The sequence below is a fragment of the Oceanisphaera marina genome (genome assembly GCF_014643915.1).
In the GTDB taxonomy this organism is placed as follows: domain Bacteria; phylum Pseudomonadota; class Gammaproteobacteria; order Enterobacterales; family Aeromonadaceae; genus Oceanimonas; species Oceanimonas marina.
This window is the reverse complement of sequence record NZ_BMKE01000008.1, coordinates 46,792-60,293: the sequence shown is the minus strand read 5'-3', so window position 1 is coordinate 60,293 and position 13,502 is coordinate 46,792. Positions and strand designations below refer to the sequence as shown.

The 13,502-nt window shown below is 53.3% G+C and carries 9 protein-coding genes and 1 tRNA gene; all 10 read right to left on the bottom strand.

What is annotated here, in order from left to right; translation table 11 throughout:
- Nucleotides 1-104: 104 nt before the first annotated feature.
- The 10 genes from rpoC to tuf all read right to left on the bottom strand — a co-directional run bounded on the left by rpoC (nt 105) and on the right by tuf (nt 13,376).
- Nucleotides 105-4,313 (bottom strand): DNA-directed RNA polymerase subunit beta', encoded by a 4,209-nt coding sequence (gene rpoC / locus IEW52_RS06635; RefSeq protein ID WP_188629284.1) that lies wholly within the window; start codon nt 4,311-4,313, stop codon nt 105-107.
- 82 nt (nt 4,314-4,395) lie between these two features.
- Nucleotides 4,396-8,424, bottom strand: a complete 4,029-nt coding sequence (gene rpoB / locus IEW52_RS06630) for a DNA-directed RNA polymerase subunit beta (RefSeq protein WP_188629283.1) — start codon at nt 8,422-8,424, stop codon at nt 4,396-4,398.
- A 224-nt stretch (nt 8,425-8,648) separates the two neighbouring features.
- Nucleotides 8,649-9,011, bottom strand: coding sequence for a 50S ribosomal protein L7/L12 (gene rplL / locus IEW52_RS06625; protein ID WP_188629282.1), 363 nt, complete (start codon nt 9,009-9,011; stop codon nt 8,649-8,651).
- A gap of 54 nt (nt 9,012-9,065) precedes the next feature.
- On the bottom strand, nt 9,066-9,569 hold the full coding sequence (rplJ, locus tag IEW52_RS06620; RefSeq protein WP_188629281.1) for a 50S ribosomal protein L10: 504 nt from the start codon (nt 9,567-9,569) through the stop codon (nt 9,066-9,068).
- A gap of 241 nt (nt 9,570-9,810) precedes the next feature.
- Nucleotides 9,811-10,506, bottom strand: coding sequence for a 50S ribosomal protein L1 (gene rplA / locus IEW52_RS06615; RefSeq protein WP_188629280.1), 696 nt, complete (start codon nt 10,504-10,506; stop codon nt 9,811-9,813).
- A gap of 4 nt (nt 10,507-10,510) precedes the next feature.
- The gene (gene rplK / locus IEW52_RS06610; protein WP_188629279.1) at nt 10,511-10,939 is read right to left on the bottom strand and encodes a 50S ribosomal protein L11; all 429 of its coding nucleotides are present in this window, start codon (nt 10,937-10,939) and stop codon (nt 10,511-10,513) included.
- Nucleotides 10,940-11,066: 127 nt separating this feature from the next.
- Nucleotides 11,067-11,615 (bottom strand): transcription termination/antitermination protein NusG, encoded by a 549-nt coding sequence (nusG, locus tag IEW52_RS06605; RefSeq protein WP_188629278.1) that lies wholly within the window; start codon nt 11,613-11,615, stop codon nt 11,067-11,069.
- A gap of 9 nt (nt 11,616-11,624) precedes the next feature.
- On the bottom strand, nt 11,625-11,996 hold the full coding sequence (secE, locus tag IEW52_RS06600) for a preprotein translocase subunit SecE (RefSeq protein WP_188629277.1): 372 nt from the start codon (nt 11,994-11,996) through the stop codon (nt 11,625-11,627).
- A gap of 67 nt (nt 11,997-12,063) precedes the next feature.
- Nucleotides 12,064-12,140, bottom strand: a tRNA-Trp gene (locus IEW52_RS06595).
- Nucleotides 12,141-12,191: 51 nt separating this feature from the next.
- On the bottom strand, nt 12,192-13,376 hold the full coding sequence (gene tuf / locus IEW52_RS06590; protein WP_188629276.1) for an elongation factor Tu: 1,185 nt from the start codon (nt 13,374-13,376) through the stop codon (nt 12,192-12,194).
- Between the last annotated feature and the right edge of the window lie 126 nt (nt 13,377-13,502).

The window sequence follows — 13,502 nt, the reverse complement described above, 5'->3', positions numbered from 1 at the left end:
GCTATTTCGTCCCCTTCACTCTTTACGCTTCGCACTTTACCGCGCAGCCAAAAAAAAGGCCCCCTTGCGGGAGCCCTTGTCTTATCAGCGAGTCGAGATAATCGTTATTCGTTACTACCAGCTGCGTTCAACAGATTAGCCAGGTTCTGCTCGGCTTCATCTGCCGATACAGTCACTTGCTGCTCTGGGTTACGCTTGGCATTGCGTGCCTGATGGTAAGCAAAACCCGTACCTGCCGGAACCAGACGGCCGACAATTACGTTTTCTTTCAGACCGCGCAAATCGTCTACCTTGCCGGAGACGGCTGCTTCGGTCAGTACTCGAGTGGTTTCCTGGAAGGACGCCGCCGAGATGAAAGATTCGGTGCTCAACGAGGCCTTGGTAATACCCATCAGCACATGACGGTAAGCAACAGGCTGCTTGCCGGCCGCTTCCAACGCGCGGTTGGCCTGGCGGATACGTACCACTTCCGCTTGCTCGCCGGTAATGAAATCGGAATCACCCGAATCCATAATTTCGGCACGACGCAGCATCTGACGTACGATGGTTTCAATGTGCTTGTCGTTGATCTTAACGCCCTGCAAGCGGTAAACCTCTTGCACTTCGTTCACGATATAGTTGGCTACGGGGCTGATGCCACGCAAACGCAGAATATCGTGTGGTGACTCGGGACCGTCGGCCAGAACTTCGCCTTTTTCGACCTTCTCACCTTCGAACACGTTCAGATGACGCCACTTGTGGATCATCTCTTCGTAGGCATTGTTACCATCCAACGGCGTGATCACCAAACGGCGCTTGCCCTTGGTCTCTTTACCGAAGGAAATGGTGCCCGAAATTTCCGCCAGAATGGCCGGCTCTTTCGGCTGACGAGCTTCAAACAAGTCGGCAACCCGTGGCAGACCACCGGTAATATCCTTGGTACCACTGGATTCCTGTGGAATACGCGCAACCGCGTCACCCACGTTTACCACGGCACCATCTTCCAGGCTCACAATCGCGCGGCCAGGCAAGAAGTACAGGGCAGACAGGTCGGTACCCGGGATGAATACATCGTTACCGTGGTCGTCGATCAACTTGACGGTAGGACGCAAATCTTTACCAGAAGCCGGACGCTCGTTCACGTCCATCACCACTATGCTGGACAGGCCAGTCAGTTCGTCGGTTTGACGGCTGATGGTCACGCCATCAATCATGTCGATAAACTTAACGTGTCCCGCCACTTCGGTGACGATCGGGTGAGTGTGCGGGTCCCAGGTTGCCACGATTTGGCCAACTTGAACCTGCTCACCGTCCGCTTTGTCCAGCAAGGCACCGTAAGGCAGCTTGTGGTTTTCACGAGTTTGACCCATCTCATCGATAATGGTCAGCTCGGAAGAACGCGATACGATAACGGTCTTGCCATCGGCATTGGTAACGAACTTGGCGTTTTGCAGTTTCAGGGCACCGGCGTTTTTCACCTGGATGCTGTTTTCTGCTGCCGCTCGTGATGCCGCACCACCGATGTGGAAGGTACGCATGGTCAGCTGGGTACCCGGCTCACCGATAGACTGGGCAGCGATAACACCGACTGCTTCGCCCTGGTTTACCAGGTGGCCACGGGCCAGATCACGGCCATAACAATGGGCACATACACCGTGGTCGTTATCACAAGAGATAACGGAGCGCACCTTGATGCGGTCAACCGAGCTCTCTTCCAGCTCGTCACACCACTTCTCGTCGAGCAGGGTGTTACGGGCAACCAGAATTTCGTTGTCGGTGCCTGGGCGAATCACGTCTTCGGCAACCACACGACCCAGTACGCGCTCGCGCAATGGCTCAACAACGTCGCCGCCTTCAATCAGGGAAGTGATCCACAAGCCATCAAAGGTGCCGCAGTCGTCGGCCGTAATCACCAGATCCTGTGCCACGTCAACCAGACGACGGGTCAGATAACCGGAGTTTGCGGTTTTCAGTGCGGTATCCGCCAGACCTTTACGAGCACCGTGAGTGGAGTTGAAGTACTGGAGTACGTTCAAGCCTTCACGGAAGTTCGCAATAATCGGCGTTTCGATGATGGAGCCATCCGGCTTGGCCATCAGACCACGCATACCCGCCAACTGACGGATCTGGGCGGCACTACCACGAGCGCCGGAATCGGCCATCATAAAGATGCTGTTGAACGAATCCTGCAGCACTTCATTACCTTCGGCGTCAATCACCTTGTCTTTCGACAGGTTTTCCATCATCGCCTTGGATACACGCTCGTTGGCGCTGGCCCAGATATCGATAACCTTGTTGTAACGCTCACCGGCAGTCACCAGACCAGACTGGAATTGCTCCTGGATTTCAGAAACTTCGGCTTCCGCTTCTTCGATGATGTGCTTCTTGGCATCCGGAATAACCATGTCGTTGATACCGACAGAAACACCAGACAGAGTGGCGTACTGGAAACCGGTATACATCAGTTGGTCAGCAAAGATAACCGAATCTTTCAAGCCCAGACGGCGATAACAGCCGTTCAGCAACTTGGAGATCTGCTTCTTGCCCATGGCCTGATCGATCATGCTGAACGGCAGACCTTTTGGCACAACCAGGCTCAGAATGGCGCGACCGATAGTGGTATCACGGATAGCCGTGGTTTCCACTTCGCTGCCGTCTTCCATGCGTTCAAAGTCGGTGATCCGAACTTTAACCTTGGCATGCAATTCGGCATGGCCGGCACGATAGACCTTTTCCGCCTCTTTGGCGCTGGTCAGCAACATGCCTTCGCCTTTGGCGTTGATCTTGTCGCGGGTCATGTAATACAGACCCAGTACCACGTCCTGTGAAGGAACTATGATAGGTTCGCCGTTGGCCGGTGACAGTATGTTGTTGGTCGACATCATAAGCGCACGAGCTTCAAGCTGTGCTTCTATGGTCAGCGGTACGTGTACCGCCATCTGGTCACCATCGAAGTCGGCGTTATAGGCCGCACACACCAAGGGGTGCAACTGAATCGCTTTACCTTCAATCAGTACCGGCTCGAACGCCTGGATACCCAGACGGTGCAGGGTAGGTGCACGGTTAAGCAGTACCGGGTGCTCGCGGATCACGTCGTCCAGGATATCCCAAACAACCGCTTCTTCGCGCTCAACCATTTTCTTGGCGGCTTTGATGGTAGTGGCCAGGCCACGTGCTTCCAGCTTGCCATAGATGAACGGCTTGAACAGCTCGAGTGCCATCTTCTTCGGCAGGCCGCACTGATGCAGACGCAGCGTCGGGCCTACGGTAATAACGGAACGACCGGAGTAGTCCACGCGCTTACCGAGCAAGTTCTGACGGAAACGACCCTGCTTACCCTTGATCATGTCGGCCAGGGATTTCAGCGGGCGCTTGTTGGATCCGGTAATGGCTCGGCCACGACGGCCGTTATCCAGCAGCGCATCCACAGATTCCTGCAGCATACGCTTTTCGTTACGCACGATAATATCGGGCGCGGCCAGATCCAGCAGACGCTTCAGACGGTTGTTACGGTTGATAACGCGACGATACAAATCGTTCAGATCAGAAGTCGCGAAACGGCCGCCGTCCAGCGGTACCAGAGGACGCAGGTCCGGTGGCAGCACAGGCAATACGGTCAACACCATCCACTCGGGCTTGTTGCCTGAGCCGAAGAAGGCTTCCATCAGCTTGAAACGTTTGGTGATTTTCTTGCGCTTGGTTTCGGAGTTGGTTTGGCCCAGCTCTTCGCGCATCACTTCAATTTCGCTTTCCAGGTCGATGGCGCGCAGCAAAGACAGTACCGCTTCGGCACCCATCTTGGCGTCAAATTCATCGCCCCATTCTTCCAGCGCATCCAGATACTGTTCTTCAGACAGCATCTGACCGCGCTCCAGGCTGGTCATGCCGGCCTCGATAACCACGAAGGATTCGAAGTACAGCACGCGCTCGATATCGCGCAGTGTCATGTCCAGCAACAAACCAATGCGGCTAGGCAGAGACTTCAAAAACCAAATATGGGCAACTGGGCTGGCCAGTTCAATGTGTCCCATGCGCTCGCGGCGCACCTTGGTCTGGGTAACTTCAACGCCGCACTTCTCGCAGATTACACCACGGTGCTTAAGGCGTTTGTACTTACCACACAGACACTCATAGTCCTTGACCGGACCAAAAATCCGGGCACAGAAAAGACCGTCACGCTCCGGCTTGAAGGTACGGTAGTTGATGGTCTCAGGCTTCTTGACTTCGCCATAGGACCAAGAGCGGATCATGTCTGGGGAGGCCAGACCGATTTTGATCCCATCAAACTCTTCTGTCTTATTCTGCGCTTTCAAAAACTTAAGTAAGTCTTTCACGTTAGTCTCCTGTGAGGAGTTCTACCTAGGCGCCCCATTTCAAGGGAAAGGGGGCGCCGTTATTTCTCAGGCAGTCTGTGCCTTAACTTTCGTCCAGCTCGATGTTGATACCGAGGGAGCGAATTTCTTTCAACAGTACGTTGAAAGACTCGGGCATGCCCGGCTCCATACGGTGGTCGCCATCGACGATGTTTTTATACATCTTGGTACGACCGTTAACATCATCCGACTTGACGGTCAGCATTTCCTGCAAGGTATAGGCGGCACCGTATGCTTCCAGTGCCCACACTTCCATCTCACCGAAACGCTGGCCACCGAACTGGGCTTTACCACCCAGCGGCTGCTGGGTAACCAGACTGTAGGAGCCAGTAGAACGGGCATGCATCTTGTCGTCCACCAAGTGGTTCAACTTCAGCATGTACATATAGCCCACGGTTACCGGACGCTCAAACGAGTTACCGGTACGGCCGTCGAACAGGGTGATCTGGCCGGATTCCGGCAGATCAGCCAATTTCAGCAAACGCTTGATTTCGTGCTCATCGGCACCATCAAACGCCGGCGTGGCAATTGGCATACCCTGCCGCAGGTTGTTGGCCAGTACGCGTACTTCGTCATCGCTGAAGGTAGACAAGTCTACTTTCTGACGAATGCCGTCACCCAGGTCATACACTTCCTGAATGAAGCCACGTATGCGAGCCAGTTCTTGCTGCTCTTTGATCATGCGATCAAGTTTCTCGCCCAGCCCCTTGGCCGCAAGCCCCAGGTGCGTTTCGAGGATCTGACCGATGTTCATCCGCGACGGTACACCCAGTGGGTTCAATACCATGTCTACCGGTACACCATGCTCGTCATGTGGCATGTCTTCTACCGGTACTATGGTAGAGATAACACCCTTGTTACCGTGACGGCCGGCCATCTTGTCACCAGGCTGAATGCGACGCTTCACCGCCAGATACACCTTGACGATTTTCAGTACGCCCGGTGCCAGGTCATCACCCTGGGTGATCTTGCGACGCTTGTTCTCGAACTTCTTGTCGAAGTCGGCTTTCAGCTCGGCCTGCTGCTCGGCTAACTGCTCCAGCTCGATTTGCTTGGCTTCGTCGTCAATCGCCTGTTCCAGCAACTGGTTACGGGCAATCTTGGCAACTTGCTCGGCACTCATACCGGAGGCGATCAGCACATTGCGAGCACGGGCGTATACGCCGTCTTCGAGAATGCTGAACTCTTCGGTCAAGTCTTTCTTGGCCTGCTTGAGCTGCATGTGCTCGATGTCCTGAGCACGTTTGTCTTTTTCCACGCCATCGCGGGTAAAGACCTGAACGTCGATAACGGTACCGTATACGGAGTTTGGCACCCGCAGTGACGAATCTTTCACGTCTGACGCTTTTTCACCGAAGATGGCTCGCAGCAGCTTCTCCTCGGGAGTCAGCTGGCTTTCACCCTTGGGGGTTACCTTGCCGACCAGGATATCGCCGGGTTCCATTTCGGCACCCACATAGACGATACCGGATTCATCCAGTTTGCTCAGTGCCGCTTCACCCACGTTGGGGATATCGGCAGTGATTTCTTCAGGGCCCAGCTTGGTATCACGAGAGATACAGGTCAGCTCCTGAATGTGAATGGTGGTCAGGCGATCTTGCTCTACCAGACGCTCATTCAACAAGATGGAATCTTCGAAGTTGTAACCGTTCCATGGCATGAAGGCCACGCGCAGGTTTTGACCCAGAGCCAATTCACCCAGGTCGGTCGAAGGACCATCGGCCAGTACGTCACCGCCCAGTACCCGCTCGCCCGGCATCACACAAGGACGCTGGTTGATACAGGTGTTCTGGTTGGAACGGGTGTACTTGGTCAGGTTGTAGATGTCGATACCGGCTTCGCCAGGCGTCATCTCTTCTTCGTTAACCTTGACCACGATGCGCGAGGCATCGGCGTAGTCGACGATACCGCCACGCTTGGCAACCACGGTTACACCGGAGTCAACCGCAACCGCGCGCTCAATACCGGTACCTACCAGCGGCTTGTCGGCACGCAGGGTAGGAACGGCCTGACGTTGCATGTTCGAACCCATCAGGGCTCGGTTAGCATCATCGTGTTCGAGGAACGGAATCAGGGAAGCAGCAACAGAGATAACCTGCTGTGGACTCACGTCCATGTACTGCACCTGATCGGCGTTCATATAGGTGGCTTCACCTTTATGACGAGACGGTACCAGTTCATCCAGCAAACGGCCGTCTTCATCGGTGGCAGCATTCGCCTGGGCGATCACGAAGTGACCTTCTTCGATGGCGGACAAATAATCCACTTCATCGGTAATGACACTGTCGACCACTTTACGATACGGCGTCTCGAGGAAACCGTATTCGTTGGTGCGCGAGTAGCACGCCAGGGAGTTGATCAGACCGATGTTCGGACCTTCCGGCGTTTCGATAGGACACAGACGACCGTAGTGGGTCGGGTGTACATCTCGAACCTCAAAGCCGGCACGTTCACGGGTCAGACCGCCCGGGCCCAGAGCCGAGATACGACGCTTGTGGGTCACTTCCGACAGCGGGTTGTTCTGATCCATAAACTGGGACAGCTGGCTGGAACCAAAGAACTCTTTCACCGCCGCCGAAATCGGCTTGGCGTTGATCAAATCCTGAGGCATCAGGGTGTCCAGATCGCCCAATGACAGACGCTCTCTTACTGCGCGCTCGACGCGAACCAGACCAACACGGAACTGGTTTTCCGCCATTTCGCCCACGGAGCGAATACGACGGTTACCCAAGTGGTCGATATCGTCCACTTCGTCATTACCGTTACGGATGTCGATCAAACGCTTCATCACGTCAACGATATCTGACTTGGTCAGGGTACCAGCACCATGGATCTCATCACGGAACAGGCGACGGTTGAACTTCATCCGGCCCACAGTAGAAAGATCGTAGCGGTCTTCCGAGAAGAACAAGTTCTCGAACAGGGTATCGGCGGCTTCGCGGGTAGGTGGCTCGCCCGGGCGCATCATGCGATAGATTTCTACCAGCGCTTCGAGGCGGTTGGTAGAAGAATCGATGCGCAGCGTGTCAGACATGTAAGCGCCGTGATCCAGTTCGTTGGTGAACAGGGTCTCGAACTGCTTGATGCCGGACACAGACAGGTTGGCCAGAATTTCCAGGCTCAGCTCGCTGTTGGCTGCAATGACCAGCTCGCCGGTGTCGGCGTTAACATAGTCTTTGGCAACCACTTTACCGACGGCATATTCCACCGGTACTTCAATGTTATCAATGCCGGCCTTTTCCAGTTGACGGATATGGCGGGCAGTGATGCGACGGCCGGTTTCAACCAGCACGGCACCATCAACCAGAATGTCGAACGAGGCAGTTTCGCCACGCAGACGCTCAGGTTTGAGCTCCATCATCAACTTGCCATCAGTCACTTCGAAGGTGGTGGTTTCGAAGAACATGGCCAGAATTTCTTCGGTGCTGAATTCCAGCGCACGCAGAATAATGGACGCGGGTAGCTTGCGACGACGGTCGATACGAACAAACAGGTTGTCTTTCGCATCAAACTCAAAATCGAGCCAGGAACCACGGTAGGGGATCACACGTGCGTTGTACAAGACCTTACCCGAAGAGTGGGTCTTGCCGCGGTCGTGATCGAAAAACACACCCGGGCTACGATGTAGCTGGGAGACTATTACCCGCTCGGTACCGTTAATAACAAAGGTGCCGTTTACAGTCATGAGCGGGATTTCGCCCATGTAGACTTCTTGCTCTTTAATGTCTTTGACAGTGCCAGGTGCGGCTTCTCTGTCGTACAGCACCATGCGCAATTTAACGCGCAAGGGCGCCGAATAAGTTACACCACGGATTTGACATTCCTGAACGTCAAATACGGGCTCGCCCAAACGGAAACTGACATATTGCAATTCAGCATTGCCAGAATAGCTGGCGATGGGGAAGACGCTACGAAAAGCCGCTTCCAAACCGTATTCGCCTTGCGGATCTGCTTCAATAAACTGTTTGAAGGAATCAAGCTGGATTGATAGCAGGTAAGGCGTGTCCAAGACCTGGTCACGTTTACCGAAGTCCTTACGAATGCGCTTTTTCTCTGTGTAAGAGTAAACCATAGGGTTCCTCAGCTCGCTGATAAGTGACCCACTCTGTCCAAATGGGACAGCTCTAAATAACATCGTTTCTTGTCAATCGGACGTCTCGACAACATCCGATGGCTGGTACAACGAAAGGCACAAACGATGTGAAAATTCCTCTCATCCCACAGCGCAAAAGGGCTGGTGAATAAAGATTCACCAGCCCTAGCCTGATTTCTCAGGCCGCTAAGCTATAGAATAGCTTATTTGAGCTCAACAGAAGCACCGGCTTCTTCAAGTTCTTTCTTCAGCGCTTCGGCTTCGCCTTTGCTCAGTGCTTCTTTAACGGCACAAGGAGCGGCTTCAACCAGACCTTTGGCTTCTTTCAGGCCAAGACCGGTAGCAGAACGTACGGCTTTGATTACAGAAACCTTGTTGGCGCCTGCAGCAGTCAGCATAACGTCAAATTCAGTCTGCTCTTCAACAGCAGCAGCTTCGCCAGCAACGGCAACAGCAGCAGCAGCAGAAACGCCGAACTTCTCTTCCATAGCTTCGATCAGTTCAACAACTTGCATTACAGACATTTCTGCAACGGCTTCAATGATTTGGTCTTTAGTGATAGACATGACTCAAATTCCTAATGTTCTGAAGTGTTTGATTATCAAGCAGCCAACCACAGCTTATGCTGCTTCGGCTTCTTTTTGGTCGCGCAAGGCAGCGATGGTACGCACCAGCTTGCCAGCAGAGGCTTCTTTCATAGTTGCCATCAGCTTTGCAATTGCTTCGTCGTAAGTCGGCAGTTTTGCGAGACGGTCAATATCGGCTGCGGGGATAAATTCGCCCTCGTATGCCAGACCTTTAACCTCGAAAGCGTTTTGCTCTTTGGCAAAATCCTTGAACAGACGAGCAGCAGCGCCCGGGTGTTCGTTGGAAAACGCAATCAGGGTAGGACCAATAAATACCTCGTTCAGGCATTCATAATTGGTCTCTTTCACTGCGATGCGAGCTAAAGTGTTACGCACTACCTTAAGGTAGATACCGTTTTCACGAGCTTGCTTACGCAGTGTGGTCATGGCAGCCACGGTAACGCCACGAGAATCGGCAACTACCGCAGACAGGGCGCCCTTGGCAGCTTCGTTGACTTCAGCAACAATTGCCTTTTTGTCTTCGAGTCTTAATGCCATTGGCTAAACTCCTGGATCCACCTGGGATAAAACCCAGATTAAACACACGTCTCTGTTAAATCAGAGACACCTAGATGACAGATTCCAGAAGAAAAAAATATTTTCTAACTGGGTCCCGGCACCATCTACGCTGGAACATTAAGACGTTAACGTCTCCAGCGGTCTTGGACGGGAGTCGAAGCCCCCAACCAAATACAAGGCGCAAAATGCTACGCGAGTTTTCACGCCTTGTAAACGCTTATTAAATGTCCAGGCTTGCCTGTTCAACAGTAACGCCGGCACCCATGGTGGTGGACAGAGTTACTTTCTTGATGAACACACCCTTGGAAGACGCAGGCTTGGCACGCTTCAGCGCGACCAGCAGGGCTTCCAGGTTGCCTTTCAAATTCTCGGCATTGAAATCAACCTTACCAATGGTGGTATGGATGATGCCGTTTTTGTCGTTGCGGTAGCGGATCTGACCGGCTTTAGCATTTTTAACTGCTTCGGCTACGTTAGGGGTCACGGTACCTACTTTAGGGTTAGGCATCAGGCCACGTGGGCCCAGGATTTGACCCAGCTGACCTACAACGCGCATTGCATCCGGAGAAGCAATAACCACGTCGAAGTTCATTTCGCCTTTCTTGATCTGTTCGGCCAGATCTTCCATGCCTACCAATTCGGCGCCAGCTTCTTTAGCGGCTTCGGCATTGGCACCCTGAGTGAATACGGCAACGCGTACATCACGACCGGTACCGTTTGGCAGCACAGTGGCGCCACGTACGTTCTGATCGGATTTACGAGCATCGATGCCCAGGTTAACGGCAACATCAATGCTTTCTACGAATTTGGCAGTCGCCAGCTCTTGCAGCAGGGCAACAGCTTCGTTGATTTGGTACTCTTGGCCAGCGTTTACACGCTCGCGGATAGTACGCATACGCTTAGTCAGTTTAGCCATCGTCTTAACCCTCCACTACCAGGCCCATGGACCGGGCAGTACCTTCGATTGAACGAACGCGGGCATCAACATCGGCACCGGTCATGTCTTTTTGCTTGATTTCAGCAATTTCTTCTAACTGAGCGCGAGTAACGTTACCCACTTTCTCGGAGTTAGGCTTGCCGGAGCCAGACTTAACGCCAGCTGCTTTAAGCAACAAGAATGCCGCAGGCGGCGTCTTGGTTTCGAAGGTGAAAGAGCGGTCGCTGTATACGGTGATGATAACCGGAGTAGGCGAGCCTTTTTCCAGGCTTTCTGTACGAGCGTTGAACGCCTTACAGAATTCCATGATGTTAACGCCGTGCTGACCCAGAGCTGGACCAACCGGAGGACTTGGGTTTGCTGCACCGGCTGCAACCTGCAGCTTGATGTAGGCTTGGACTTTCTTAGCCATTGAGATTACCTCGTTATTGGGTGATAGCGCCGCAGAGTCGAGCTCTTGACCGGCTCCCCTGAATTAAAAGGGCGGCAAATTGTAGAGTTATTTGCCGCCCCTCGCAAGTTTTATGACTGAATTTTACTCAGGATTTTTCTACCTGACCAAACTCCAGTTCTACCGGAGTAGAGCGACCGAAGATGAGTACAGACACCTTGACTCGGCTCTTCTCGTAATCCACCGATTCCACCACACCGTTGAAGTCGACGAAAGGACCGTCGGATACACGAACCACTTCGCCCGGTTCGAACAGGGTTTTTGGTTTTGGCTTGTCAATCGCGTCTTGCAGACGATTGAGAATCGCATCGGCTTCTTTATCGGAAATCGGCGCCGGACGCTCGGGTGTTCCACCGATAAAGCCCATCACGCGAGGAATGCTGCGCACCAGGTGCCAGGTGGCATCATTCATCTGCATCTGCACCAGCACATAGCCCGGGAAGAACTTGCGCTCGCTTTTACGCTTTTGGCCAGCGCGCATTTCTACCACTTCTTCGGTAGGCACCAATACTTCGCCAAACTGATCTTCCATGCCGTGCATCTTGATATGTTCAACCAACGATTTGGACACGCGGCCTTCATATCCGGAAAACGCCTGGACCACATACCAACGCATTCTTTGTTCTGGTTCTGACATGGTGAATCCTTATACTCCGGTAACCAGATTGACCAGCCATACCAGCAAGCCATCCAGCAAAAACAGAAACAGGCCCACCAAGGCGGTGACGGCCAATACAATTAGAGTTGTCTGAATCGCTTCCTGGCGGTTAGGCCATACGACTTTACGCATTTCCAGACGGGATTCTTTGGCAAAGGCAACACTGCTTTTGCCTTTGCGAGTCTGATAGGCCAGCAGCGCAGCTACGCCCAGCGCCACGACCACACCAGCAGCACGTATTGCCACCGGCAGCTCACTATAAAAAGAGTTAGCGACGACGGACGCTATCAAAATAATGAACACCACCCCCCACAACAGGGTATCTTTGGCCCCGCTCTGGCTCTCAATGTTTGCACTCATAAAAGCTACCCGTTTAAAAAGCTTGAGTCTGTCACAGACGCGAAAACCCCGCTGTAGGCGAGGTAAATGGCAGGGGCGGAGGGATTCGAACCCCCAACCGTCGGTTTTGGAGACCGCCGTTCTACCAATTGGAACTACGCCCCTATACAAGAAGGCCAGCATTATAAGGGCTTTCTTGCACGATTGTAAGCGTAATTACTCGATGATTTTAGCGACCACGCCGGCGCCCACGGTCCGCCCCCCTTCACGGATAGCAAAGCGCAACCCTTCTTCCATGGCGATAGGTGCTATTAGATTGACCACCATGTGGATATTGTCGCCCGGCATCACCATTTCCACCCCGTCAGCCAACTCTATGGTGCCGGTCACATCTGTGGTACGAAAATAAAACTGGGGGCGATAGCCTCTGAAAAATGGAGTATGACGGCCGCCTTCTTCTTTCGACAGTATATAGACTTCAGATTCGAAGCTGGTATGAGGATTGATGGAACCGGGTTTGGCGAGTACCTGGCCGCGCTCTACATCTTCACGCTTGGTACCCCGCAGCAAGACACCGACGTTTTCACCGGCACGGCCTTCATCCAGCAATTTGCGAAACATTTCCACGCCGGTACAAATGCTTTTGGTGGTGGCCTTGATACCGACAATTTCAACTTCTTCGCCTACTTTGATGATGCCCCGCTCAACCCGACCGGTCACTACCGTGCCTCGACCCTGAATGGAAAACACATCTTCGATCGGCAGCAAGAAAGCACCGTCAACGGCTCGCTCGGGTTCGGGAATATAAGAATCGAGCGCATCGGCCAGCTCCAGAATTTTGGCTTCCCATTTGGGGTCACCCTCCAGCCCTTTCAGGGCCGAGCCCATAATGACCGGAGTGTCGTCACCGGGAAAGTCGTACTCGGTGAGTAATTCGCGGATCTCCATTTCGACCAGCTCAAGCAGCTCGTCATCATCTACCATGTCGCACTTGTTCATGAACACCACTATATAGGGCACGCCCACCTGGCGCGCCAACAGGATATGTTCGCGGGTTTGCGGCATGGGGCCATCGGTGGCGGCCACCACCAGAATGGCACCATCCATCTGCGCGGCACCGGTGATCATGTTTTTTACGTAGTCGGCGTGCCCCGGGCAATCAACATGGGCATAGTGGCGCGCTTCGGTGTCGTACTCGACATGAGATGCGGAAATGGTAATGCCCCGGGCTTTTTCTTCCGGAGCATTGTCAATCTGATCATAGCCACGAGCACTGCCGCCCATTTTTTTGGCCAACACCGTTGTAATGGCTGCCGTCAGCGTGGTTTTACCGTGGTCAACATGGCCAATGGTGCCCACATTAACGTGCGGCTTGTTACGTTCGAATTTTTCCTTAGACATGCTGATTCCTCTCACAAGTTGAGTGGTCGCGATCACACGCATACTTGAAAAGTATATATCAAAAGCAAAAAGGCAGAGAAAAGACGAAATACAGCTAAAAACAGTCTGATGGGTGTTTATATGAAC